Source organism: Geodermatophilus sp. Leaf369 (assembly GCF_001424455.1).
Classification (GTDB): Bacteria; Actinomycetota; Actinomycetes; order Mycobacteriales; family Geodermatophilaceae; genus Klenkia.
The window spans coordinates 626,819-650,990 of the sequence record NZ_LMQA01000002.1; the positions used below are offsets into that span (position 1 = coordinate 626,819).

At 74.2% G+C, this 24,172-nt stretch carries 25 protein-coding genes; 11 read left to right on the forward strand and 14 right to left on the reverse strand.

All coding sequences use genetic code 11. From position 1 onward, the window contains the following. Nucleotides 1-36 precede the first annotated feature (36 nt). Both ASG36_RS11845 and ASG36_RS11850 read right to left on the reverse strand, forming a co-directional pair. The gene (locus ASG36_RS11845; protein WP_055763964.1) at nucleotides 37-1,530 is read right to left on the reverse strand and encodes an alpha/beta fold hydrolase; all 1,494 of its coding nucleotides are present in this window, start codon (nucleotides 1,528-1,530) and stop codon (nucleotides 37-39) included. A 21-nt stretch (nucleotides 1,531-1,551) separates the two neighbouring features. Continuing rightward, nucleotides 1,552-2,028: an Lrp/AsnC family transcriptional regulator gene (locus tag ASG36_RS11850; protein ID WP_200944446.1), complete on the reverse strand. Its 477-nt coding sequence runs from the start codon at nucleotides 2,026-2,028 to the stop codon at nucleotides 1,552-1,554. A gap of 181 nt (nucleotides 2,029-2,209) precedes the next feature. Between ASG36_RS11850 and pdhA the strand changes: the two genes are divergently transcribed. Genes pdhA through ASG36_RS11870 form a run of 4 tightly spaced genes read left to right on the forward strand, consistent with a single transcriptional unit; the run spans nucleotide 2,210 to nucleotide 7,016 of the window. Further along, a complete protein-coding gene (pdhA, locus tag ASG36_RS11855) occupies nucleotides 2,210-3,340 on the forward strand; it encodes a pyruvate dehydrogenase (acetyl-transferring) E1 component subunit alpha (protein WP_235494905.1) in 1,131 nt (376 codons plus the stop codon). Continuing rightward, nucleotides 3,337-4,311 carry an alpha-ketoacid dehydrogenase subunit beta gene (locus ASG36_RS11860; RefSeq protein ID WP_200944447.1) on the forward strand — a complete coding sequence of 325 codons (975 nt, stop codon included), beginning with the start codon at nucleotides 3,337-3,339 and terminating at the stop codon, nucleotides 4,309-4,311. Before pdhA ends, ASG36_RS11860 begins: the two co-directional genes overlap by 4 nt. A 1-nt stretch (nucleotide 4,312) precedes the next feature. Then, nucleotides 4,313-5,830, forward strand: coding sequence for a dihydrolipoamide acetyltransferase family protein (locus ASG36_RS11865; RefSeq protein WP_055763968.1), 1,518 nt, complete (start codon nucleotides 4,313-4,315; stop codon nucleotides 5,828-5,830). 10 nt (nucleotides 5,831-5,840) lie between these two features. Next, nucleotides 5,841-7,016 (forward strand): AGE family epimerase/isomerase, encoded by a 1,176-nt coding sequence (locus ASG36_RS11870; protein WP_055763970.1) that lies wholly within the window; start codon nucleotides 5,841-5,843, stop codon nucleotides 7,014-7,016. 103 nt (nucleotides 7,017-7,119) lie between these two features. On the opposite strand, the gene ASG36_RS11875 is transcribed toward ASG36_RS11870, so the two are convergent. From ASG36_RS11875 to ASG36_RS11890, 4 genes are read right to left on the reverse strand one after another with little or no spacing between them, the layout of a single operon-like run. After that, nucleotides 7,120-7,380, reverse strand: coding sequence for an HPr family phosphocarrier protein (locus ASG36_RS11875; RefSeq protein ID WP_055763972.1), 261 nt, complete (start codon nucleotides 7,378-7,380; stop codon nucleotides 7,120-7,122). Nucleotides 7,381-7,420: 40 nt separating this feature from the next. After that, complete coding sequence (locus ASG36_RS11880; protein WP_200944448.1) at nucleotides 7,421-9,550, reverse strand: fructose-specific PTS transporter subunit EIIC; 2,130 nt, start codon at nucleotides 9,548-9,550, stop codon at nucleotides 7,421-7,423. Between the two features lie 16 nt (nucleotides 9,551-9,566). After that, on the reverse strand, nucleotides 9,567-10,592 hold the full coding sequence (locus ASG36_RS11885; RefSeq protein ID WP_055763975.1) for a 1-phosphofructokinase family hexose kinase: 1,026 nt from the start codon (nucleotides 10,590-10,592) through the stop codon (nucleotides 9,567-9,569). Next, nucleotides 10,589-11,356, reverse strand: a complete 768-nt coding sequence (locus tag ASG36_RS11890) for a DeoR/GlpR family DNA-binding transcription regulator (protein WP_055763977.1) — start codon at nucleotides 11,354-11,356, stop codon at nucleotides 10,589-10,591. The genes ASG36_RS11885 and ASG36_RS11890 overlap by 4 nt, the downstream gene beginning before the upstream one ends. A gap of 211 nt (nucleotides 11,357-11,567) precedes the next feature. Between ASG36_RS11890 and ASG36_RS11895 the strand changes: the two genes are divergently transcribed. Together ASG36_RS11895 and ASG36_RS21935 are read left to right on the forward strand one after the other, a co-directional pair. Beyond that, entirely contained in the window at nucleotides 11,568-13,289 is a 1,722-nt protein-coding gene (locus ASG36_RS11895; RefSeq protein ID WP_055763980.1) for a phosphoenolpyruvate--protein phosphotransferase, read from the forward strand. Between the two features lie 226 nt (nucleotides 13,290-13,515). Next, nucleotides 13,516-13,668, forward strand: a complete 153-nt coding sequence (locus tag ASG36_RS21935; RefSeq protein WP_157498774.1) for a hypothetical protein — start codon at nucleotides 13,516-13,518, stop codon at nucleotides 13,666-13,668. A gap of 108 nt (nucleotides 13,669-13,776) precedes the next feature. On the opposite strand, the gene ASG36_RS11900 is transcribed toward ASG36_RS21935, so the two are convergent. Then, on the reverse strand, nucleotides 13,777-14,601 hold the full coding sequence (locus tag ASG36_RS11900; protein WP_055763982.1) for a tyrosine-protein phosphatase: 825 nt from the start codon (nucleotides 14,599-14,601) through the stop codon (nucleotides 13,777-13,779). Nucleotides 14,602-14,725: 124 nt separating this feature from the next. Between ASG36_RS11900 and ASG36_RS11905 the strand changes: the two genes are divergently transcribed. The 5 genes from ASG36_RS11905 to ASG36_RS11925 all read left to right on the forward strand — a co-directional run bounded on the left by ASG36_RS11905 (nucleotide 14,726) and on the right by ASG36_RS11925 (nucleotide 19,942). After that, nucleotides 14,726-16,072 (forward strand): MFS transporter, encoded by a 1,347-nt coding sequence (locus ASG36_RS11905; RefSeq protein ID WP_235494906.1) that lies wholly within the window; start codon nucleotides 14,726-14,728, stop codon nucleotides 16,070-16,072. Between the two features lie 237 nt (nucleotides 16,073-16,309). Beyond that, the gene (locus ASG36_RS11910; protein ID WP_055763984.1) at nucleotides 16,310-17,290 is read left to right on the forward strand and encodes an ABC transporter ATP-binding protein; all 981 of its coding nucleotides are present in this window, start codon (nucleotides 16,310-16,312) and stop codon (nucleotides 17,288-17,290) included. After that, nucleotides 17,287-18,102 carry an ABC transporter permease gene (locus tag ASG36_RS11915; RefSeq protein ID WP_055763986.1) on the forward strand — a complete coding sequence of 272 codons (816 nt, stop codon included), beginning with the start codon at nucleotides 17,287-17,289 and terminating at the stop codon, nucleotides 18,100-18,102. The genes ASG36_RS11910 and ASG36_RS11915 overlap by 4 nt, the downstream gene beginning before the upstream one ends. 41 nt (nucleotides 18,103-18,143) lie before the next feature. Next, nucleotides 18,144-19,337, forward strand: a complete 1,194-nt coding sequence (locus tag ASG36_RS11920) for a sensor histidine kinase (protein WP_157498775.1) — start codon at nucleotides 18,144-18,146, stop codon at nucleotides 19,335-19,337. Continuing rightward, on the forward strand, nucleotides 19,334-19,942 hold the full coding sequence (locus ASG36_RS11925; RefSeq protein ID WP_055763990.1) for a response regulator transcription factor: 609 nt from the start codon (nucleotides 19,334-19,336) through the stop codon (nucleotides 19,940-19,942). The genes ASG36_RS11920 and ASG36_RS11925 overlap by 4 nt, the downstream gene beginning before the upstream one ends. A gap of 4 nt (nucleotides 19,943-19,946) precedes the next feature. On the opposite strand, the gene ASG36_RS21940 is transcribed toward ASG36_RS11925, so the two are convergent. From ASG36_RS21940 to ASG36_RS11950, 7 genes are all read right to left on the reverse strand, one after another. After that, the gene (locus tag ASG36_RS21940) at nucleotides 19,947-20,114 is read right to left on the reverse strand and encodes a hypothetical protein (RefSeq protein ID WP_157498776.1); all 168 of its coding nucleotides are present in this window, start codon (nucleotides 20,112-20,114) and stop codon (nucleotides 19,947-19,949) included. Between the two features lie 37 nt (nucleotides 20,115-20,151). After that, entirely contained in the window at nucleotides 20,152-20,421 is a 270-nt protein-coding gene (locus tag ASG36_RS11930; protein WP_235494908.1) for a lipopolysaccharide assembly protein LapA domain-containing protein, read from the reverse strand. 26 nt (nucleotides 20,422-20,447) lie between these two features. Beyond that, complete coding sequence (locus tag ASG36_RS11935; RefSeq protein WP_235494910.1) at nucleotides 20,448-21,119, reverse strand: TetR/AcrR family transcriptional regulator; 672 nt, start codon at nucleotides 21,117-21,119, stop codon at nucleotides 20,448-20,450. Between the two features lie 175 nt (nucleotides 21,120-21,294). Then, nucleotides 21,295-21,435 (reverse strand): hypothetical protein, encoded by a 141-nt coding sequence (locus ASG36_RS21945; RefSeq protein ID WP_157498777.1) that lies wholly within the window; start codon nucleotides 21,433-21,435, stop codon nucleotides 21,295-21,297. A 65-nt stretch (nucleotides 21,436-21,500) separates the two neighbouring features. Then, on the reverse strand, nucleotides 21,501-22,382 hold the full coding sequence (locus tag ASG36_RS11940; RefSeq protein ID WP_055763995.1) for a metal ABC transporter permease: 882 nt from the start codon (nucleotides 22,380-22,382) through the stop codon (nucleotides 21,501-21,503). 9 nt (nucleotides 22,383-22,391) lie between these two features. After that, the gene (locus ASG36_RS11945; protein ID WP_055763997.1) at nucleotides 22,392-23,192 is read right to left on the reverse strand and encodes a metal ABC transporter ATP-binding protein; all 801 of its coding nucleotides are present in this window, start codon (nucleotides 23,190-23,192) and stop codon (nucleotides 22,392-22,394) included. After that, nucleotides 23,189-24,169 carry a metal ABC transporter solute-binding protein, Zn/Mn family gene (locus ASG36_RS11950; RefSeq protein WP_082523035.1) on the reverse strand — a complete coding sequence of 327 codons (981 nt, stop codon included), beginning with the start codon at nucleotides 24,167-24,169 and terminating at the stop codon, nucleotides 23,189-23,191. The genes ASG36_RS11945 and ASG36_RS11950 overlap by 4 nt, the downstream gene beginning before the upstream one ends. Between the last annotated feature and the right edge of the window lie 3 nt (nucleotides 24,170-24,172).

Consider the following 24,172-nt stretch of genomic DNA (forward strand, 5'->3'; position numbering starts at 1 on the left):
GCGGGCGCTACCCGCCGTCCGCGGGGTCGGAAACGGTCAGTACGGGTCGGACACGTCACCGGCGCAGACGGTGACCTCGGTCGGCGGCGGGGTGCCGTCGGCGACGAAGTCGGCCACCAGGTCGTCCACGCAGGAGACCCCGCGGCCGAAGAGCACGTGTGGGCCGCCCTGCTGGGTGACCAGCGAGGCGTCGTCGAGCACCCGGCTGTAGACCCGCAGCGCGTTCTGGGTCGGGGTGTTCGGGTCGGTGTCGGCGGTGAGCACGAGCATCGGGTACGCGGGGTCGGTGACCGGGGCCGGCCGCTCGAAGTCCGCGGTGTCGGCGACCCCGGGCCAGAACAGGCAGCTCAGGTCGTTGTAGAACACCGCGCCCAGCCGCATCCCGTCCGCGCCGACCTCGGCGGCGGCGTCCAGCCAGTCGTCCAGCTCGGCCCGCCCGCTGCCGTCGCGGGGGACGAAGTCGAAGTCCTGGCACTCGACGGCCAGGAACAACGCGTCCGAGAACGTGTCGTCGACCGGGGCGGGCGCGGCCAGCGTCGCCAGCGACTCGAACTCCCCGTCCAGCCCCTCGTTCAGCGCCTCCTGCAGCGCCGTCCGGGAGTACGGGTCGCTGACGGTGGAGAAGGCAGCGGCCTGCAGCCCGTCCAGCCCGAACTCCTCGCCGTCCCCCAGGTCGACGGGCTCGGCGGCCAGCTGCTCGGCCAGCTGGTCGTAGCCGGCCAGCGAGTCACCGGGGGCCTCGTCGGCGCAGCGGCGCTGCACGTCGCAGGCCAGCAGGGTCGCGGTCAACGCGTCGCTGTAGGCCTGCGCCGCCTCGGTGTAGAAGTCCTCGACCTCGGTGCTCAGGTCCACCACGCCGTCCAGTACCAGCCCCTCGACGTGCTCGGGGTGCGCGGCGGCGTAGGTCTGCACGAACTGGGTGCCGTAGCTCTCCCCGTAGAGCGTCAGGGTGTCTGCGCCCAGCCACCGGCGGAACAGCTCCAGGTCCTCGACCGCCTGCCGGGTGCCGTAGCGGGCGGCGTCGGCCGGGTCCACGCCGGCCTCGGCGAAGCAGTCCTCCCCGAACGCGGTGGCGGCCTCGGCGAACGCGTCCCGCTCCTCGGGGGAGGACGAGCTGTCCACGCCCGGGCTCTCGTCCGCGGCGACGGTGTCGTCGCACCGGAAGGGCTGGGAGAGCCCGATGCCGCGCTGGTCGAAGAAGACGACGTCGAAGGAGTCGGTGATCTCCGCGGGCATGGCGTCGGTGTAGTCCGTGGCGAGGGCGATGCCGCTCGAGCCCGGCCCGCCCGTCGCGGTCACGAACACCCCACGCGACTCCTGCTCGGCGCGGTGGACCGCGAAGGTCACGTCCCACGTCGCGCTGCCGACGACGACGTGGTCGGTGGGGACGGCGAGGGTCACGCAGCTGAACCCCTCGGCGTCCGCGCAGGGCTCCTCGGACACCACGGTCACCGCGGCCTCGGGCTGCGACCAGGTGGCACACCCGGTGAGCAGCAGCAGGGCGGGGAGCAGGACACGCAGCGGACGCACGGCGCACCCTAACGGTGCAGGTCAGGCCTCCAGGCCCGCGGCGCGACGGAGCAGCGGGGTCATCCGGTGGTCGACGAACCGGCGCAGCGCCAGGTTGGTGTCGGTGCGCTGCACGCCCGGGATGGCCAGCACCTGCTCGCTGATCCGCCAGAGGTCGTCGGCGTCGACGGCGACCACCTGGACGAGCAGGTCGGCCACGCCGGACAGCCCGGTCACCTCGAGCACCTCGGGGATGTCGGCCAGGCCCGCGCTGACCTCGGCGAGCGAGGTCTGGGTGACCGTGACGGTCACGTAGGCGCCCAGCCGGTAGCCCAGCGCCTCGGGGCGGACGCGCCGCTCGAAGGGGTCCAGCACCCCGCCGGACTCCAGGCGCGCCAGCCGGGCCTGCACGGTGTTGCGGGCCAGCCCGAGCTCGGCGGACAGCGCCATCACCGTCGCCCGTGGGTCCTCGGAGAGGGCGAGCAGGAGACGGGCGTCGGTGGCGTCGATGCCGGGCACGGTGCTCAGTGTGCCACGCCACAACAGGGTCCGACCGAGCATCCTGCTCAATCCGAACGACCCCCCTTGCGCACTCCGATCCGGCAGTGATGTGCTGCACACGGCGCTGCACGGTGCCGTGAGACGTCCACCGACCGTGCCCACGGGGATCCCGGGGGCGGGGAGACGGCGAGGAGAAGTCGTGACCGCAGCACCCGAGATGCAGGAGATCGTCGACCCCGTCCCGGGGGCCGGCGAGCCCCACCTGCCCGCCCAGCCCGACCTCGTGCAGCTCCTGACGCCGGAGGGCGAGCGCGTCGAGCACCCCGACTACGCCCTGGACGTCACCGACGAGGAGCTGTGCTCCCTGTACCGGGACATGGCCCTGGTGCGCCGCTGGGACGTCGAGGCCACCGCGCTGCAGCGCCAGGGCGAACTGGGCATCTGGGCCTCGCTGCTGGGCCAGGAGGCCGCCCAGGTCGGCGCCGGCCGGGCCATGGGGACCGGGGACATGGCGTTCCCGACCTACCGCGAGCACGGCGTGGCCTGGACCCGCGACGTCGACCCGCTGCACGTGATCAGCCTGTTCCGCGGCAACGACCTCGGCGGCTGGGACCCGGTCGCCCGCCGGTTCAACCTCTACACCGTCGTCATCGGCGCGCAGTGCCTGCACGCCACGGGCTACGCGATGGGCATCCAGCGCGACGACGCCGAGGCCGCCGCGCTGGCCTTCCTGGGCGACGGCGCGACCAGCCAGGGCGAGGTCAACGAGTCCTTCATCTGGGCCGCGACCTTCTCCGCCCCGGTGGTGTTCTTCTGCCAGAACAACCAGTACGCGATCAGCGTGCCGATCGAGCGCCAGTCGCGGGTGCCGCTGTTCCAGCGCGCCGCGGGGTTCGGCTTCCCCGGCGTCCGGGTGGACGGCAACGACGTCCTCGCCGTCCTCGCCGTGACCCGCGCCGCGCTGGCCCGCGCCCGGGAGGGCTCCGGGCCCACGTTCATCGAGGCGTTCACCTACCGGATGGGTGCGCACACCACCTCCGACGACCCCACCCGCTACCGGCTGGCCGGAGAGCTGGAGGAGTGGAAGCTGCGTGACCCGATCGCCCGCCTGAAGGCGCACCTGTCCCGCTCCGGCAAGGCCGGGCCGGAGTTCTTCGCCGCCGTCGACGCCGAGGGCGACGAGCTCGCGGTCCGGATCCGGAAGGGCACGCTGGAGATGCCCGACCCGGCCGGCACCGACATGTTCGACCACGTCTACGCCGAGCAGACCGAGGAGATCGCCGCGCAGCGCGCGGAGTTCCTCAGCTACCACGAGGGGTTCGAGCAGTGACCACCCTGACGCTGGGCAAGGCCCTCAACACCGGCCTGCGCAAGGCCATGGAGGACGACCCGAAGGTCGTGCTCATGGGCGAGGACATCGGCAAGCTGGGCGGGGTCTTCCGGATCACCGACGGCCTGCAGAAGGACTTCGGCGAGGCGCGCGTGGTGGACACCCCGCTCGCCGAGGCCGGCATCATCGGCACCGCGGTGGGCCTGGCGATGCGCGGCTACCGGCCGGTCTGCGAGATCCAGTTCGACGGGTTCGTCTTCCCCGCCTACAACCAGATCGTCACCCAGGTCGCCAAGATCCACGCCCGTTCCCGCGGCCGGCTGCCCATGCCGATCACCATCCGGATCCCGTTCGGCGGGGGCATCGGCGCGGTCGAGCACCACAGCGAGAGCCCCGAGGCCTACTTCGCGCACACCACCGGCCTGAAGGTGGTCGCGGTGTCGAACCCGGCCGACGCCTACTGGATGCTGCAGCAGGCCATCGCCTGCCCCGACCCGGTGGTGTTCTTCGAGCCCAAGCGCCGGTACTGGGACAAGGCCGACGTCGACCTCGACGTCGCCCCACCGCCGCTGTTCACCTCCCGCGTGGTCCGGGCCGGCGACGACCTGACCCTGCTGGCCTACGGCCCGATGGTGAAGACGGCCCTGCAGGCGGCGCAGGCCGCCGAGGAGGAGGGCCGCTCGATCGAGGTGATCGACCTGCGCACGCTCTCCCCGCTGGACCTGGGCCCGGTCGAGGAGTCGGTGCGCCGCACCGGGCGCTGCGTCGTCGTCCACGAGGCGCAGACCAACCTCGGGCTCGGCGCCGAGATCGCCACCCGGGTGACCGAGAGCTGCTTCCACTCCCTGGAGGCCCCGGTGCTGCGGGTCGGTGGCTACGACGTCACCTACCCGCCGTCCAAGCTCGAGGAGGAGTACCTGCCCGACCTGGACCGGGTGCTGGACGTGGTCGACCGAGCGATGGAGTTCTGAGATGGCCGACCTGCGTCAGTTCAAGCTGCCCGACGTCGGCGAGGGCCTGACCGAGGGCGAGATCCTGCAGTGGCTCGTCGCGGTGGGCGACGTCGTCACCACCAACCAGCCGCTGTGCGAGGTCGAGACGGCGAAGGCCGCCGTCGAGCTGCCCTCGCCCTACGCCGGCACCGTGGTCGAGCTGCTGCACGAGCCGGGGACGACGGTCGACGTCGGCGCCCCGATCATCACCATCGACATCGGTGGCCCCGCGGCCGACGACGCACCTGCCGACGACACCCCCGCCGCGGGGTTGATCGGCGGCCCCGCGCCCGGTGGCCGCACCTCGGTGCTGGTCGGCTACGGCCCGAAGAACACCGAGGCCGTCCGTCGCCCGCGCCGCTCCGGTGCCGCCGCGGCCGAGAGGGCCACCGTCCCCCAGGTCCTCCCCGAGGCCGACTACGGCTCGGGCAGCGAGCGCCCGCCGTTGCTGGCGACCGCCCCGGACGTGCGCAGCAAGCCGGTGCGTCCCGGAGGCGTGGAGATGGGCCGGGCCGCCGAGCAGCACGCCACCGACTCCGAGGCCGCCTCGGGCCAGGCCGTCGCCCCCGGTCGCCGGGCGCCCCGCCCGCTGGCCAAGCCGCCGGTGCGCAAGTACGCCAAGGACTGCGGCGTCGACCTGACCACCGTCACCGGCACCGGGGACGGCGGGGTCATCACCCGTGCCGACGTCGACGCCGCCCGCAGCGGGGCCGCCCCGTCGGGTGCCCGCACCCCGGCCGAGCTGGCCGCCGAGGCCGGCACGGTCGTCCGCTTCCCGGTCGCCGACGCCGGCACCGAGGGCCGTGAGCAGCGCATCCCGGTCAAGGGCGTCCGCAAGCACACCGCGGCCGCCATGGTCGCCAGCGCCTTCACCGCCCCGCACGTCACCGAGTTCCTCACCGTCGACGTGACCCGGACGATGCAGCTGCGCACCCGGCTCGCCGCCCGCCCCGAGCTCGCCGGGCTGCGGATCAGCCCGCTGCTGTTCGTGGCCAAGGCGCTGCTGCTCGCGGCGCACCGGCACCCGATGGTCAACAGCTCGTGGGACGAGACGGCCCAGGAGATCGTGGTCAAGGACTACGTGAACCTGGGGATCGCCGCGGCCACCCCGCGCGGGCTGATCGTGCCCAACGTCAAGGACGCGGGCCGGCTGTCGCTGGCCGAGCTCGCCGGCGCGCTGGCCGACCTGACCGCCACCGCGCGGGAGGGGAAGACCAGCCCGACCGCGATGTCGGGCGGCACCATCACGATCACGAACGTGGGCGTCTTCGGCGTGGACACCGGCACCCCGATCCTGAACCCGGGGGAGTCGGCGATCCTGGCCTTCGGTGCGGTCCGGGAGACGCCCTGGGTGCACAAGGGCAAGATCAGGATCCGGCAGGTGACCCAGCTGGCGTTGAGCTTCGACCACCGGGTCGTCGACGGCGAGCTCGGCTCGCGGTTCCTGGCCGACATCGGCGCCGTGCTGCACGACCCGGGGACCGCCCTGGCCTTCTAGGGTCGGTGCGATGGAGACCGAGCTCGGGCCGCTGCTCACCTTCGCCGCGCGCTCCCGGGTGCCCGACGGGTTCGGGTACCTGAGGGCCGACGGTGAGGTCGAGCAGCGCCCCACCGAGACGTGGATCAGCGCCCGGATGACCCACGTGTTCTCCCTCGCCGCCCTGCTGGGGTCGACCGAGGCCCTCGACCTGGCCGAGCACGGGGTGCGGGCGCTGACGGCCGGCCCGCTGCGCGACGCCGAGCACGGCGGGTGGGGCGACAGCACCGCCGACCGGGGCAAGGCCGCCTACGTGCACGCCTTCGTGTTGCTGGCCGCCTCCAGCGCGGTGACCGCGGAGGTGCCGGGGTCCGCCGCCCTGCTCACCGAGGCGCTCGCAGTCTGGGAGGACCGGTTCTGGGACGACGCCGCGGGCCTGGCCCGGGAGTCGTTCTCGGCCGACTGGACCGAGGTCGAGGACTACCGCGGGGCCAACGCGAACATGCACGGCGTGGAGGCGGTGCTCGCCGCGGGCGACGCGCTGGCCCGCACCCACCCGGAGGCCACCGCCCGGCTGCGCACCCACGCGCTGCGGGCCACCGAACGGGTCGTGCACGGCTTCGCCCGGGACGCCGACTGGCGGCTGCCCGAGCACTTCACCGCTGAGTGGACCCCGCTGCCGGAGTACAACGCCGATGCCCCCGCCGACCCGTTCCGGCCCTACGGCGTGACCGTCGGGCACCAGTTCGAGTGGTCCCGGCTGTGCCTGCACCTGGACGCCGTCCTCGGGGACCGGGCCCCGGGCTGGTTGCGCGCCGACGCCGATGCGCTGTTCACCGCCGCCACCGAGCGGGGCTGGGCCGCCGACGGGCACCCCGGGTTCCCGTACACGCTGGACTGGTCCGACCGGCCCGTCGTCGGCGCCCGGATGCACTGGGTGCTGTGCGAGGCGGTGGCGGCGGCCGCCGTCCGGCACGAGGTCACCGGTGACCCGCGGGCCGCCGGGCTGCAGCACGCCTGGGAGGCGCACGGGGACGCGCACTTCCTGGACCGCTCCACCGGGTCCTGGCACCACGAGCTGACCCCGACCGGCGAGGTCGGCACCGGCACCTGGACCGGTCAGCCCGACGCCTACCACCTGGCCCAGATGCTCCTGCTGCGCGAGCGCCCCGTCCGCGGCAGCCTCGCGGACGCCCTGCTCCCCTAGGACGCCGAACGCCCCGCCTCCCACGAGGGGAGACGGGGCGTCGTACGGCCTGACTGCAGGGCCCCGCGGCGAGCTCGCGAGTCGTGGGGGGCAGTCAGGTCCTTTACTCGGCGTCGAGGTCGCGCTCGACCATCGCGGCGATGTCGGCCAGGACGGCCTCGTCGTCGCTGGTCACGGTGACCTCGGCGCCCTTCTTCGCGCCGAGCGTCATGATCATCAGGGGCGAGCCAGCGTCCACGGGGTTGCCCCCCGCGGTGGCCAGGGTGACGGGCACCCCGGCCTTGCCGACGGCCTCGGCGATCAGGGCGGCCGGACGGGCGTGCAGGCCTACGGCGGATCCGACGGTCACGGTCTGGCTGGGCATGCGGTGCGCTCCTCTGCGTCGAGTTCTGTCGGTGATCGTGTCAGCTGGCGCGGACGGCGTCACTCCGGGTGGTCCCGGCGGAGGCGCCGACCATCGCGTCCTCGGTGGCGGCCGGGGGGGCCGCCTCCGGGGTGCGGCCGACGCTCTTGGCGAGCGTGACGGCCACGCCGCCGACCACGGCACCGATGAGGACCGCCAGCAGGAAGAGGAAGAAGTTCGTCATCGCGAAGAAGACGAACACGCCGCCGTGCGGAGCCCGCAGCTCGGTGCCGAAGGCCGCGATGAGGGCGCCGGAGGTGGCCCCGCCGAGCATCATCGAGGGGATGACCCGCAGCGGGTCGGCCGCGGCGAACGGGATGGCGCCCTCGGAGATGAAGGAGAGTCCGAGCAGCACGCCGGCCTTGCCGTTCTCGCGCTCGGCCTGGGTGTAGAGCTGCTTGCGGATGAAGGTCGAGATCGCCATCGCCAGCGGCGGGACCATGCCCGCACCCATGACGATCGCCATGATGCGCAGCGACGCGGGGCTGGGGTCGGCCACGCCGATGCCCGTGGTGGCGAAGACGTAGGCGGCCTTGTTGACCGGGCCACCGAGGTCGAAGCACATCATCAGGCCGAGGATGACCCCCAGCAGGATGGCCGAGGAGCCGGACAGGCCGGTGAGGAAGTCGCTCAGGCCGGTCAGTGCGAGGGCCAGCGGGCGGCCGAGGACCAGGGCCATGATGCCGCTGGAGATCACCGTGGCCAGCAGCGGGATGATCACGACCGGCTGCAGACCGCGCACGCCGGCGGGGAGCTTCCAGCCGGCGATCCACTTGGCCGCGAAGCCGGCGATGATGCCGCCGACCAGGCCGCCGAGGAAGCCGGCGCCGACGGTCAGGGAGACCGCACCGACGACGAAGCCGGGGACGATGCCCGGGCGGTCGGCGATGGCGAAGGCGATGTAGCCGGCCAGTGCCGGGACCAGGAAGCCGAACGCGGCCTGTCCGAGGACGACGAAGAGGGCGCCCAGGTAGCCGAGCAGGCCGTCGTTGAGGCCCTCGATGCCCGGTGCGACGGGGAGGTCGAACACGTTGTTGTTGAGCAGCCAGCTCAGGCCGTAGCTCTGGCCCTCGACGTCGGGGTTGCCGTTGACGATCTGGTACCCGCCGAACAGGAAGCCCAGCGCGATGAGCAGACCGCCGGCGGCGACGAACGGGATCATGTAGCTGACGCCGGTGAGCAGCCAGCGGCGGATCTCCGAGCCGGTGCTGGGGCGGCCACCGCTGGTGGCGGGGGTGTCGGAGGAGCCGGAGCCGCCGGGCACGCGCCGGGCGTTCGGGTCCTGCGCGGCGGCCAGCGCCTCGCGGATCATCACCTCGGGCTCCTGGATGGCCCGCTTGGTGCCCGACTGGATCACCGGCTTGCCGGCGAACCGGTCCCGGTCCCGGACGCCCACGTCGACGGCGAAGATCACCGCGGCGGCCTTGCTGACCACCGAGGGGTCGATCGGGGTGGCGCCCGAGGAGCCCTGGGTCTCCACGTGCAGGTCCACGCCCATCTCGCGGGCGGCGGCGGCCAGCTTGTCGGCGGCCATGTAGGTGTGCGCGATGCCGGTCGGGCAGGCGCTCACGGCGACGATCGTCGGGCGGTCGGCCGCGGGGGCTGCGGCGGCGGGGGCAGCAGCGGCCGGGGCGGCGGCGGTCGCACCGGCCGTGGCCGGGGTCTCCGTGGGGGCGACGACGTCCTGGACGAGGGTGACGACCTCGGCCTCGGTGGAGGCCGCGCGCAGCGAGGCGACGAACTCGGGCCGGACCAGCGCGCGGGCCAGCGCGGTGAGCAGCGTCAGGTGGTCGGCGTCGCCCTCGGCCGGGGCGGCGATGAGGAACACCAGGTCGGCCGGGCCGTCCGGGGCGCCGAAGTCGACGGCCGGGGTGAGCCGGGCGAAGGCCAGCGAGGCCTCGGTGACCGCGGCGGAGCGGCAGTGCGGGATCGCGATGCCGCCGGGGAGGCCGGTGGCGACCTTGGACTCACGGTCCATGGCGTCGTCGAAGAGCCCGTCGGCGGAGGTGGCCCGCCCGGCGGCGGCGACGCGGCCCGCGAGCGTGCGGATCACGGCTGTCTTGTCGGTGCCACCGACGTCGGACGGACCGGCGTCGAGGGCCACCAACTCGGTGGTGATGAGTGCGGACACGGAGGGGCTCCTGGTCTCAGCGGGCATCGCGGCCGGCGGCCGCGACAGGGGTGGCGTGCGGGGTGGGGTCCTGCTGCGGTGCGGTGGAGCGGGGGTACCCGGGGGTCACCTGGACGGCGGTGAGGTCCACCTGGTCGGGGGTCGGGACGGCGGAGCCGGGCAGCGACGCGGACGCCGAGCCGTAGGCGACCGCGGAGCGCAGCCGGTCGGCCGGCGAGGCGCCGGCGAGGTCGGCCAGCAGGTAGCCGGCCAGGCTGCAGTCGCCGGCGCCGACCGTGCTGCGGACGGTGATCCGCGGCGGCCGGGCGGAGAAGAGCCCGCCGTCGGCGGTGGACAGCAGGGCGCCGTCGGCACCGAGGGTCAGCAGCACCGCGTCGACGCCACGCGCGTGCAGCGTGGCGACGGCGGCCAGTGCGGCCTCGGGGTCGCTGACCACGACCTCCTCGGGCACCCCGGCCAGCTGCGCGAGCTCGTCGGTGTTGGGCTTGAGGAGGTCGGGGGCGGCGTCGGGACCGGCGGCCAGCAGGGCCAGCAGCGGGGCCTCGGAGGTGTCCACCGCGATCTTCGCGCCGCTGCTGCGCACCGCCCGGACGAGGTCGGCGTACCAGTCCAGCGGGGTGCCCGGGGGCAGCGAGCCGCACAGCGCGACCCAGCGGGCGGAGACGCTGTGCTCGACGACCGCGGCCAGCAGCGCGGCGCGGACGTCGTCGTCCAGCCGGGCGCCGGGCTCGTTGAGCTTGGTCGTCGTCCCGTCGGGCTCGGTGAGGGTGTAGTTGGTGCGCACCGCGTCGGTCACCGGCACCGTGGCCAGCCGCAGGCCCAGGGCCTGCAGGGCGCGCACGATCGGGTCGTCGTCGGCGGCCGGGAGGACCGAGACGACGTCGGCACCGGCGGCGGCGACCGCGCGGGAGACGTTCACGCCCTTGCCCCCGGGCTCGGTGTGGCTTGCTCCCAGCCGCGCCACGGCCCCACGCTCCAGGGCACCCGGCAGGGCCAGCGTGCGGTCCAGGCTGGGGTTGGCGGTCAGGGTCACGATGCTCATGCGGTGAGGACCTCGATCCCGTGCGACTCGATCTCGGTGACGACGTCCGGGTCGGCTTCGTCGTCGGTGACCAGGACGTCGACGTCGTCGACGCTGGCGAAGCGGACCAGGTGTTCCCGGCCGAGCTTGCTGCTGTCGGCCAGCACCACCACCCGCTGGGCGGACCGGACCATGGCCCGCTTGCTGGCGGCCTCGGTCTCGTCGGGGGTGGAGAAGCCGTGCGCGGCGCTGACCCCGTTGGCGCCGAGGAAGGCCACGTCGACCCGGAGGTCGGCCAGCGCGGCGACGGTGGACTCCCCGACCGCGGTCTGGGTGATCCCGCGGACGCGGCCGCCGAGCACGTGCAGGCTGACGCCGGGGGCGACGGTGAGCCGGTGGGAGATGGGCACCGAGTTGGTGACCACCAGCAGCCGGCGGTCGGCGGGCAGCACCTCGGCCAGCGAGGCGGTGGAGCTGCCGCCGTCGAGGATCAGCGACCCGTCGACGTCGGGGACCAGGGCGAGGGCTGCCGTGGCGATCCGGCGCTTCTGGTCGGTGCGGGTGCTCCGGCGCTCGCCGAGGCCGGGCTCGACGACGGTGAGGGCGTTGGTGGGGACGGCGCCGCCGTGCACCCGGCGCAGCATCCCGGCCCGCTCGAGCAGGGCGAGGTCGCGGCGGACGGTCTCGGTGGTGACACCGAACCGCTCGGCGACCGCGGTGACGGCGAGCCGGCCGCGCTGGGCGACGAGGCCGGCGATGGCCTGCTGGCGTTCCTCGGCGTACACCCGCACCTCCTCGTAGCGTCGTCCCCGTCACGCGGCGGTGCCCGTTTGTGTGGGTTCGTCGCTGTGTTGGTGTTGTTTTACTTCCGTTACGTTGACAAGTCAAGACCGAGTCGTGACTCTTGTCACCGGGGACGACGCTGGGCGCGCCAGCCTCCTCGTCAGGCCCCACCCGCACCCTCGCGACCCGCCCGACAGAGAGGCACCTCCTGCGATGACGACCACCTCCACCGGCCCCGAGGTCACCTCCTCCAGCGTCACCGGCCCGACGGTGCTGACCGGGACACCGGTGGTGCCCGGGGTCGCCCTGGGCCCGGTCGTCAAGCCGCACGGGGCGGTGCAGCTGCCCGGTGAGGACGCCCAGCCGGTGGCCGAGGCCGACCGCGCCGGGGAGAAGGAGCGCTTCACCGCCGCCGCCGAGGTGGTCGCCGGCCGACTGTCCGAGCGCGCCGCGGCCGCCAGCGGCGTCAGTGCCGCGGTGCTGGGGACGACGGCCGGGCTCGCCCGGGACCGTGGGCTGCTGTCCACGGTGGAGCAGCGGATCGACGGCGGCGCCTCGGCCGCGGTGGCCACGGTGGGGGCCGCGCAGCAGTTCGCCGAGCTGTTCGCCAGCCTGGGCGGGCTGATGGCCGAGCGGGTCACCGACGTCAACGACGTCCGGGACCGGATCGTGGCCGAGCTGACCGGGCAGTCCGAGCCCGGCGTGACCAACCCGGACACCCCGTCGGTGCTCCTGGCCGACGACCTGGCCCCTGCCGACACCGCGGGCCTGGACCCGACCCGGATCGTCGCGCTGGCCACCCGGCTCGGTGGCTCGACCAGCCACACCGCGATCATCGCCCGCCAGCTCGGGCTGCCCTGCGTCGTCGCCGTCGGTGGGCTCAACGACGTCGCCGAGGGTGCTCTCGTCCTGGTCGACGGCGAGCAGGGCACCGTCACCGTCGACCCCGACCAGGACGAGGCCCGCGCCCGGGTCGAGGCCGCCCGCGTCGCCGCCGAGGCGCTGTCGGGCTACGAGGGCCCGGCGACGACGTCGGACGGCCACGCCGTCCAGGTGCTGGCGAACGTGCAGGACGGGGCCGGGGCCCGGGCCGCGGCCGCCGCGCACGCCGAGGGCGTGGGCCTGCTGCGCACCGAGCTCGCCTTCCTCGGCCACGCCGAGGAGCCCACCGTCGAGGAGCAGGCCCAGGGCTACGCGGCGGTGTTCGAGGCCTTCGCCGGCCGCAAGGTCGTGCTGCGCACCCTGGACGCCGGGTCGGACAAGCCGCTGGCCTTCGCCACCCCGCCGGACGAGGCCAACCCGGCCCTCGGCGTCCGCGGCCTGCGCACCTCGCGGCTGGACCCGGGCATCCTGACCCGCCAGCTGGACGCCGTGGCCCAGGCCGCCGCGCAGACCGACTCGACCCCCTGGGTCATGGCGCCGATGGTGTCAACGGTCAGCGAGGCCGCCGAGTTCGCGGCGCTGGTGCGCGAGCGCGGGATGGTGCCCGGCGTGATGGTCGAGGTGCCCTCGGTGGCGCTGCTGGCCGACCGGTTCCTGCAGCACCTGGACTTCCTGTCCATCGGCACCAACGACCTGTCGCAGTACACGCTGGCCGCCGACCGGCTCTCCGGCGACCTCGCCGACCTGACCGACCCGTGGCAGCCGGCGCTGCTGCGGATGGTGCAGCTCACCGCCGAGGCCGGCCAGCGGGTCGGCAAGCCGGTCGGGGTGTGCGGTGAGGCCGCGGCCGACCCGCTGCTGGCCTGCGTGCTGGTGGGGCTGGGGATCACCTCGCTGTCCTGCGCGGCGTCTTCGGTCGCCGGCGTCGGCGCCAAGCTCGCCACGGTCAGCCTGGCGACCTGTCAGCGCGCCGCCGAGGTGGCCCTGGAGTCCGACGACCCGCAGGCCGCCCGCGCCGCCGTCCGCGAGGTGCTGGACGCCGCTGCCGGCTGATCCGGGAACCGCTTCGCGAGCCCCTGTCGACCACCACGGTCGGCAGGGGCTTGCGGCGTCTGCGGGGGTGTGGTGTCGGACACCATTCGTAGATCTTTACGGCTTTGGAGTGAACATCCGTAGGACAGGGGCCGAAATCACCATCGTTCCGTTGGAATGAACCGGCACATGCTTGCTTTAATACAGACGTAACAACCACCCAGCAGCACGGAAGAAGGAACACCCCATGAGCAGCGTCACCAGCACCTGGCGTCAGCGTCGTCAGGCGTCGCGGACCCGTCGGGCCCTGGACAAGGCTCTCGCCCGCAGCAGCAGCCCCGCGATGCGCGACGACCTGCTGACCCTGGCCAACAGCCAGTTCAACACCGTCGTCCGGTAAGGACCCCCTCGCTCCCCACGACGCGCTCCGCGCGCCGCGGGCCCCTACGAGGGGGCCGCACAGCAATCGACCCCGACTCCGTCACGGAGTGCGGGGTCGTTCGCTGTCTCAGGCCTCGGTGAGGCGCAGGCGGAGGGCGGTCTGCTCCTCCGGGCCGAAGCCGCGCTCGGCGAGCCAGCCGGCGGCGCCGCCGTGGTCGGCGTCCAGCAGGTCCAGCAGGCGGCGCATCGAGTCCGCCCGCGGGGTGTGGCTGGCCACGTCGCGGCGCGCCATGTCCTGGGCGTAGGTGGGGCGCGCGGCGAGCTTGCCCACCACGTCGTCGATCCGCTCGGCGGTCAACGCGTAGTCGGCCACGACCGCCTCCCGCTCGACCCCGGCGACCTCCAAGGCCAGCGCGCACACGACGCCGGTGCGGTCCTTGCCCGCGGCGCAGTGCACCAGGGCCGTGCCGGACGCCGCGGTGATCGCGCGCAGCGCGCCGACGACGTTGTCCGCCCCGTCGGTCAGGTAGCCCAGGTAGGAGCGGACGGCGGGGGTCTCGGTCTCGTGCTCGGCAGCGACGCTGCGGGGCAGCAGGCTCTCCAGCCAGCCCTCGGGCAGGTCGACGTCGGCGTCGTCCTCGGCGGCGTAGACGTCGGTGTACGTGCCTGCCTCGGGCAGCAGGGTGAAGTGTCGGTGGGCGATCTCGGGCTGGTCGCGCAGCGGGCCGCGCCCCTCCAGGCGCACCTCGGCGCTGCTGCGCAGGTCCACCACGTCGGTCACGCCCAGGTCGTCGACGAGCACCACCACGTCGTGGTCGGTGAGCTCCTGCAGGTCGTCGCTGCGCAGCACCCGCCCGGGCACCGTGGTGCCGCCGTCGATCAGCGGCAGGCCGCCCAGGTCGCGGGTGTTCGTCGTCCCCTGCAGGGGCAGCCAGCGGTCGTCGTCGGGCACGGTGTCGAACCTAGTGCGGGAGTCGGTTGCGGGTCGGGAGCACCTCGGAACGCACCGGCTCCTAGGGTGGTCCCGCTCACCGGACACACAGGCGTGCCCGGGGCAACCCAGCGAGGAGGCCGCCGTGGCGACCCAGGACGTGCGCACCGAGGCCGACCCGTCGGGCATGCAGGCCCGGGTGGTCCGCAAGGTCGCGATCCGGCTCATCCCGTTCCTCGGGCTGGCCTACTTCCTCAACTACGTCGACCGCACCAACATCGGGTTCGCCAAGCTCACGATGAGCGCCGACCTCGGTCTGACCGAGACGATGTTCGGCCTGGCCAGCGGCCTGTTCTTCATCGGCTACCTGCTCTTCGAGGTGCCCAGCAACATCGCCCTGCACCGGTTCGGCGCCCGCCGGTGGATCGCCCGCATCCTGGTCACCTGGGGCATCATCGCCGCCGCGATGGCCTTCGTGCCCAACGCGACCACGCTGTACGTCGCGCGCATCCTGCTCGGCGTCGCCGAGGCCGGGTTCTTCCCCGGGATCATGCTGTACCTGACGTTCTGGTTCCCCCGGTCGGTCCGGGTGCGCCTCACCGGGCTGTTCATGATCGCCCTGCCGGCCTCCAGTGCGCTGGGCGCCCCGATCGCCGGCGCGATCCTGCAGTACGCCGACGGCTTCCTCGGCCTGGCCGGCTGGCGGGTCATGTTCCTGGTGCTCGGCCTGCCGGCGGTCCTCCTCGGCATCGCGGCCTGGTTCTACCTGACCGACCGGCCCAAGGACGCCGACTGGCTCGCCGCCGACGAGCGGCAGTGGCTCGACGACACGATGGCCGCCGAGCAGCAGGCCACCCAGGCCGGTGGGAAGCACCGGGTCCGCGACTCCCTCAAGGACCCCCGGGTGTGGGCGCTGGGCCTGGTGTACTTCGGCGTCACCTACGGCCTCTACGCGCTGAGCTTCTTCCTGCCGACCATCGTCGCCGGGTTCGCCGAGTCCTTCGACACCACCTTCTCCATCTTGGAGAACGGGCTGATCGTCGCCGTCCCCTTCGCGATCGGCGCGGTGGCGATGGTGTTCTGGTCCCGGCACTCCGACCGCACCGGTGAGCGGGTCTGGCACGTCGCGCTGCCCGCCCTGCTCGGCGCGGTGAGCATCCCGGTGGCGCTCTACATGGAGTCCCCGCTGGCCACGATGGCCGTGATCACGGTGACCGCGATCGGCGTCTTCTGCGCCCTGCCGGTGTTCTGGTACCTGCCCTCGACCTTCCTGGCCGGCGCCGGCGCCGCGGCCGGGATCGCGCTGGTCAACACCCTGGGCAACAGCTCGGGCTTCGGGGCGCCGTACATCACCGGCTTCCTGCTCGACGCCACCGGCAACAGCCGGGCCGGGCTCTGGGTGGTCGGCGTGATGATGCTGATCGCCGGCCTCACCGTGCTCGCGCTGCGTGGACGGCTGCGCGCCGCGGACACCGACCGCCTCCCGCGCTGACGCCCTTCGATCAGCTGGGACGACCACCGTGCGTCCTCCTCCACCGACGTCGGTGGAGGAGGACGCACGTCCGTCGTCGGAGCTGATCGACGCCGATGAGCGGTCGACCCCTGACGAACGTCACGGGTGACCCGTGCGGACGGCGGCGCAGGTCGTGAGGGACGGCACCTGTGCCAGGCGCGGTGAGGCAGGAACGTCGTGGGTGACCGAGAACGAGTCACCAGCAGGAGGACGACGATGCAGCCCGCCACCGCACCACCGACCACGGCCACCGGCACCCCGACAGGCACCGCCCCGGTCATCGAGGTCGCCGACCTGCGCCGCTCCTACGGCGACTTCGAGGCCGTCCGCGGCATCTCCTTCGAGGTGCACCGCGGCGAGGTCCTCGCCCTGCTCGGGGTCAACGGCGCCGGCAAGACCTCCGCGCTGGAGGTGCTGGAGGGCCTGAGCCCCGCGTCCGGGGGCACCGTCCGGGTGCTCGGCGCCGACCCGGTCCGCGACCGGGCGGAGGTGCGCCCGCACCTCGGGGTGCTGCTGCAGACCAGCGGCCTGCCCGGCGACCTGACCGCCGGGGAGACGCTGACGACCTGGGCCGGCACCCTCACCGCGCCCCGCCCGGTCGCCGAGGCCCTCGAGCAGGTCGGGCTCACCGGCCGCGCCGACGTCAAGGTGCGGTCGCTGTCCGGCGGTGAGCGGCGTCGGCTGGACCTCGCGCTCGCCCTGCTCGGCCGGCCCAGCGTCGTCGTCCTCGACGAGCCGACCACCGGGCTGGACCCCGAGTCCCGCCGCCGGGTGTGGGAGCTGGTGCAGGGCCTGGTCGCCGAGGGCGCCGCGGTGCTGCTCACCACCCACCACCTGGAGGAGGCCGAGGAGCTCGCCGACCGGGTCGCCGTGATGCGGGAGGGCCGGATCGTGCTCGCGGGCACCCAGGCCGAGATCGCCGAGACCCAGCTCGCCACCATCCGCTTCGCCCTGGACGACGACGCCCCCGAGCCGCCGGTGCCCTCCGGCGTCGAGGTGACCCGCGCCGGCCGTCGCGTCGAGTGGCACACCGGGGCGTTGCAGCCGGTGCTCGCCGGGCTGCTGGCCTGGGCCGCCGAGCACGGCGTCGTCCTGCGCACCCTCCACGCCCGCGCCGGTTCGCTGGAGCAGGCCTTCCTCGCCGTCGCCGACGGCACCCACCCCGCAGTCCGTACCCAGCAGGAGGAGACCCGATGAGCACCGCCACGCTCGAGCGCCCGACCACCGGCCCGTCCCGGATCGCCCGGGTCCGGTCCCTCGCCACCGCCGAGACCCGGCTGCTGCTGCGCAACCGCACGGCGCTGGTCAACTCCGTCGTCCTGCCGCTGCTGCTCGTCGCGGTCGTCCCGGTCCTGGGTCTGGGCGACGGCGACACCCCGCTGGGCCCGCTGCTCATGCAGGCCTCGGTCGGCATCACGCTGATCTACCTGACCTACTACAACCTGGTCACCACCTACGTGGCCCGCCGCGAGGACCTGGTGCTGCAGCGCATGCGCACCGGTGAGCTGACCGGCACCGAGGTGCTCGCCGCGACCGCCGCGCCCACGCTGCTGGTCAGCATCGGGCAGATCCTGGTCGTCGCCGCGGGCGTGCTGGTCCTGGGCGAGTGGACCGCGCCGGCCGACGTCGTGCTGCCGCTGGTCGCCGTCCTCGGCGGGGTCGTGCTGATGGTGCTGCTGGCCGCGGCCAGCACGTCGTTCACCCGCACCCCGGAGGCCGCGCAGATCACCACGCTGCCGATCGTGCTGGTCAACACCGCGCTGTCGGGCATCCTCTACCCGCTGAGCATCTTCCCCGAGGCGCTGGCCACCGTGGCCCGCTCCCTGCCGGTCACCCCGGTCATCGAGCTGCTGCAGCTGGGCCTGGCCGGCACCACCTGGGACGGCGAGGTCGTCTCCGGCGGTGAGCTGTGGAGCTCGGCCCTGCAGCCCCTGGCCGTCCTCGCCGCCTGGATCGTCGTGGGCGCCGTGGTCGCGGCGAAGGGCTTCCGGTGGGCACCCCGCCGCTGACGGCGCCGCCGCGGCACGGTCGGTACGGCAGCATGGCTGCCGTGCCGACCGTCTCGCGCTGGTGGCGCAGCCGCACCGACCCGCAGCGGATCGAGCTGTACACCCGGTGGTCCTACTACTCGGCGCTGCTCGGGCTGCCCCCGCTGCTGCTGTTCGCCGTGGCCCCGGGCTGGTCCGCGGCCGGGACCGTGCTGCCGGTGCTGCTGCTCGTCGGCACGGTGGGCACCGCGGCGGCCTGCCTCTGGGTGGTCCGCGCCCTGCTGGACGCCCGGCACCAGCCCGGCTCCCCGGGCCCGGACCGCGCGCAGCTGGCCCTCCTGCTCGTCCCGGCCGCGCTGACCGCGGCCGTCGCGGTCGCCGCCGTCGACGGCGGGCCGCCCTCCCCGTCGGCCCCGGGCGCGGTGGGCATGCTCGGCGGCGCGGTGGTGCTCGTGCTGTCGGTCAGCTGGGCGATGCGCCGGCTCACCTGGGCCTCGGCGGTGACCGGGGCGGTCGCCGGGGCGGTCTCGGTGGCCGAGGGCAACCCGCTGGTCTCCGGGGTGGTCGCGGGGGTGGCCATCGGGATCGCGCTGTGGGCGGTCGCCGCGGCCTTCCGCTTCACCGTGTGGATCCTCGACGTCGTCCAGGAGATGGAGCGCACCCGCGGGGTCGCGCTGCAGCTCGCCGTCGCCGAGGAGCGGCTGCGCTTCGCCCGCGACCTGCACGACGTGATGGGCCGCAACCTGTCGGCCATCGCGGTGAAGAGCCAGCTGGCCGCCGAGCTCGCCCGCCGTGGCCGGGACGGCGCCGCCGACGAGATGGACGGCGTGGGCTCGTTGGCCGAGTCCTCGCTGCGCGAGGTGCGCGAGGTCGTCCGCGGCTACCGGGCCACCGACCTCGCCTCCGAGCTCGCCGGGGCCCGGTCGGTGCTGCGCTCGGCCGGGGTCGCCACCACCGTCACCGGTGAGGACGACGTCGCCGCCGTGCCGGCCCCGGTCCAGGAGCTGCTCGGCTGGGTGGTCCGCGAGTCGGTCACCAACGTGCTCCGGCACTCCTCGGCCGGACGCTGCGACATCGGCCTGACCACCGACGACGAGGGGACGACGTTGACGGTGCGCGACGACGGGGCCGGTGCCCCCGCGACCTGGGGCAACGGGCTCACCGGGCTCTCCGAGCGGCTCACCGCCGGGGGTGGCCGCCTGCAGGCCGGGCTCGCGGACGGCGGCTTCGTCGTCCGGGCGGAGGTGCCGGCGTGACCGTCCGGGTGTTGCTGGCCGACGACGAGAACCTCATCCGCTCCGCGCTGGCCGCCCTGCTGGGCCTGGAGGACGACGTCGAGGTGGTCGCCCAGGCCGCCTCGGGCCCGGAGGCGCTGGCGATGGCCCGGGCGCACGGCCCCGACGTGTGCGTGCTGGACCTGCAGATGCCCGGTCAGGACGGCATCTCGGTGGCCGCGGAGCTGCGGACGGTCCTCCCGGCCTGCCGGGTCGTCATCGTCACCGGGCACGGCAGGCCCGGGCACCTCAAGCGGGCGCTGGAGGCCGGGGTGCGCGGGTTCCTGCCCAAGACGGTCAACGCGGCGGTGCTGGCCGACGTCGTCCGCACCGTGCACGGCGGGGGCCGCTACGTCGACCCCGAGCTGGCCGCGGAGGCGATCAGCGCCGGGGACTCACCGCTGACCCCGCGGGAGGCCGACGTGCTCGAGCTGGCCGCCGGTGGCGCGCCGGTCGAGGAGATCGCCGCGCGGGCACACCTCTCCCCGGGCACGGTGCGCAACCACCTGTCGGCCGCGGCGACGAAGCTGGGGGCGCCGAACCGGCACGCGGCGGTGGACGCCGCGCGCCGGCACGGCTGGATCTAGCTGCTCAGCTGTTGTCGGGCTCGGCCACCGCGTCGTCGTCCTGCGCGGCGTCGTCGGTGGTCAGCGTGGTGTCCTGCGCGCCCTGGTCGGGGGCGTCGTCGCCGGGGCGGCCGTCGACCAGGTTGTCGGGGTTGCTGGGGGAGTCGGCCGGGTTGGTCGTGGGGTCGGTCATGTCCGGTGCCCTGCCCGCGGGGCCGGCCCCCGACACGTCAGCGGTGCCGGCGGGCGCGCAGGCTCAGCAGCGCGACGATCAGACCGCCGAGCACCGCGGCGGCGACGAGGGCGATCACCAGCGGCAGGTCGACCACGCCGAAGACCAGGCTGACCCGCACCGACTGGGTGTTGAAGACGACGAACAGCACCAGGACCACGGTCAGCGCGACCAGCAGCACGGCGCTGACGGTCCGCCCGGCGCTGCTGCCCCGCTTCTTCGGTGCGGGGGTGGTCGCGGGGTCGCCGGAGAGGGGTGCGCTGGTCACGGGAGAACGGTAGGGGAGCCGGGGGCTCAGCGCGCGGCGGCCGCGACGGCGGCGTCGACGAGCCGCTCGGCCAGCTGGCGGCCGTGGCTGGCCGGCCCGTCGGGGCCCAGCAGGCCACCGGAGAGGTACATGCCGTCGATGATCAGGTGCACCTGGGCGGCGAGGTCGTCGCCGTGACCGGGGACCAGCTCCTCGGACAGGTTCACCAGCCGCAGGTGCAGCTCGTACTTGTAGTCCGCGGCCGCCGAACGGGCCGGGTGCTGCGGGTCGTCGTACTCGCTGCTGACGTTGGTGAACGGGCAGCCGCGGAAGCCGGTGCGGGTGACGTCCTTCTCGACCACGTCGACGACGGCCAGCAGCGCGCCCCGCGGGTCGTCGGCGAACCGGTGGGTCTCGGCGTCGAGGTAGCCCAGGACGGTGGCGGCCTTGCGCGCCAGGTAGGCGCCCACCAGGTCGTCCTTGCTCTTGAAGAGCCGGTAGACCGTCATCTTGCCCAGCCCGGTCTCCCGGACCAGCTCGTCCATGCCGACGCTGCGCGAGCTGCGGCCGGCGAAGAGCCGGTCGGCGGTGTCCAGGACGATCGCCTGACGCTCCTCGCGGCTGCGCCGCACGGGCAGCGGGCTGCCCTGTGAGTCGACGCCCCGGTGGAGGTCGTCGGCCGTGGAGGACGCGTGGTCGAGGGCGAGGGCGGCGGTCACGTCAGGGATGGTGCACGGCTGCGTGACGGAGCAGTTCACGGCACGCCGATGTGTCGGCATCACGACCCAGGGTCACGAACACGCATGTGGTGGCCGGGTTCGAGGTGGTCGGTGGGGCCGGTGTGACCCGGTCCGTCACACCGCGCCGGGCACTGCCGAGTGGGCCTGCCGAGGGTCAGGCCCGGCGGGTGCGGCGGGGGTTGGCCAGCATCCGGGCGATGGGGGCAGCCGGTGACGGGGGCGGCTCCTCGCTCTGGGTGCCCCGCGCGGCGGGGACGTCGTCGTCGGCCCGGTGCTGCTGCTCGTCTGGCGTCATCCCCCCAGGATGCCCCCGGGGGGCAAGCCCCGGCCAGGGAAAGCCCGGTGGGGCACCCCGGCGGGTCAGGCGGTGTGCTCGGGGACCCGCGGGACGGCGCCGTGCGCGCTGGGCTCGGGCCGGACGGAGGTGTGCCGGTCACGGGTGGCCACCAGCACCACGGCCCAGATCAGCACCGCGATCGAGACGACGAAGAAGCTCGGCGGCAGGTCGATCATCGCCGACAGCAGCAGCCCGACCCAGACCGAGGCCAGCGCGAACGCCACCGCGAGACCGGCCACCCGGCCCGGGCGGGCGGTCAGCCGCAGGGCCGCGGCGGCGGGGGTGACCACCAGGGCGAACAGCAGCAGCGTGCCGACCACCTGGACGGCCATCGTGATGGTCAGGGCCAGCAGGACGACGAAGGCCACCCCCAGCGCGCGCACCGGTACCCCGCGGGCCTCGGCGACGGCGGGGTCGACCGAGGCGAACACCAGCGGGCGGGCGATGACGGCCAGGGCGACGACCACGACCACGGTGAACAGCCCGAACAGCCACAGCTGGTCGCGGCTGATGGCCAGCAGGTTGCCGAAGAGCACGTTCGTGGTGGTGCTGGCGTTGGCCGTGGCCAGCGAGGCGAACAGCACGCCCAGCCCGGTAGCCCCGGCCAGGATGGTGCCGGTGGCGATCTCACGTTCGGCCACCCGCTTGCCGAACAGCCCGATCAGCAGACCGCCGCCGACGCAGAAGACCGCCAGACCCAGGGTGACCGGGGCGCCGACGAGGATCGCGCCGGTGGCGCCGGGGAAGCCGATGTGCGCCAGCGCGTGCGCGGCGAAGGCGTTCTGCCGGGTGATGACGAAGTAGCCCATCAGCCCGGCGGTGAGCGCGACCATGGTGCCGCCGATGAAGGCGTGCTGCATGAAGGTCGTCTGCAGGACCTGCAGCCAGTTCTCCTGGAAACGCACGGGGCTCCTTCAGCCGCTGCGGGTGAAGAGGTCACCCTGCGCGGTCCGGACGACACGCACGCGGGTGCCGTAGAGGTGGGTCAGCAGGTCCTCGGTGACGACCTCGCCGATCGAGGCGTGGTGCGGGTGGCCGTCGAGCAGGTAGACCGCGTCGGTGAGGACCGGCAGCAGGGGGTTCAGGTCGTGCGCCACGACCATGATCGTCACGGCCCGCTCGCGGCGGAGCTCGCCGAGCAGGGTGACGATCTCGTGGGAGTTGCGCAGGTCCAGGTTGGCCAGCGGCTCGTCCAGCAGGAGCAGCTCGGCGTCGTCGACGATGGCCTGGGCGATCGCGACCCGCTGCTGCTGGCCACCGGACAGCTCGCTCATCCGGCGGTCGGCGTACCCGGCGGCCCCGACCCGGCGCAGCGCGTCGTCCACCCGGGCGTGCTCGGCCGCGGTGGTGCGCCGGATGCCGAAGCGGGTGCCGGTGACGCCGAGGGCGACCAGGTCACGGGCCCGCACGGCCTCACCGAGCGCGGCGGTGTAGTTCTGCGGCACGTAGCCGATCCGGCGGTCCCCGGCGCGGGGCGTGCGGCCCAGCACCTCGATCCGGCCGGTCGCGGCCGGCAGCAGACCCAGCGCGAGCTGGAAGAGGGTGGTCTTCCCGGCCCCGTTGGGCCCGATGACGCCGACGACCGCGCCGGCCGGCACGGTCAGCGAGCCGTCGGACCAGACCTGCCGGCCACCGCGGACGACGGAGACCCCGTCCAGCACCAGGGCCGGAGCCGGGGAGCTGGACGGGGTCTGCGACGTGGAGCTCTGTGTCACCGACCCCCACCGAGTGCGTCTGCGAGCTGCTGCAGCTGGGCCAGCTGCCACTCCTCGAAGGAACCAGCATCCTCCGGGACCGATTCCGTGACCTCGACGACCGGCACGCCGGCCGACTCGGCGGCGGCGCGCAGCTGGTCGGGGACGGCGCCCTCGGTCTGGCTGTTGAAGACCAGCACGTCGATGCTGCCGTCGGCCAGGGCGGCCTCGAAGGCGGCCACGTCGCCGGCAGCCGGGTCGCTCTCGTTGCTGGCGGCGTCCCGGTAGCCCTCGGGGGTGGCGTCGGTGAGCCCGACGGCCGTGGCGGTGTAGTCGAAGACCGTCTCGGTGGCCGCGTAGCTCTTCCCGGCGGCCAGCTGCTCGAGGCCGGCGAGCTCGTCGGTGTAGGGCTGCATCGAGGTCGTCCAGGCGGTGGCCTGCTCGGCGAAGTAGTCGGCGGCGTCGGGGGAGAGGTCGCTGAGGGCGTCGGTGACGGCCTCGGCGGTCTGCTGCACGTAGTCCGGGGAGTACCAGAGGTGCGGGTTCACCGAGCCGTGGCCCTCCTCGCCCTCGGCGTGGCCGTCGTCCTCGGCGTGCCCCTCCTCCTCGATGCCGACCACCTCGGCAGCGTCCACCACGACGGGGGCGGGGTCCAGGTTGGCCACCGCGTCCGAGGCCCAGTGGTCGTAGTCCGCGCCGTTGACGACCACGAGGTCGGCGTCCTCGAAGCCCGCGACGTCCCCGGTGCTGGGCTCGTAGTCGTGCGGGTCGACCGCGGTGGAGTTGATCACCGTGGTCACGTTCGCGCAGTCCCCGGCCAGGGAGCGGACGACGTCGCCCCACTGGTCCACGGACACGACGACGTCGAGGACGTCGCCCGGGCAGTTCGCGGAGTCCGCCTCGGTCGTGTCGGTGCCCCCGGCCGCACCGGAGGAGCAGGCGGCCAGGCCCAGGGAGCCGGCGGCCAGGACGGCGAGGACGGTGGTGCGGGGGGACACGAT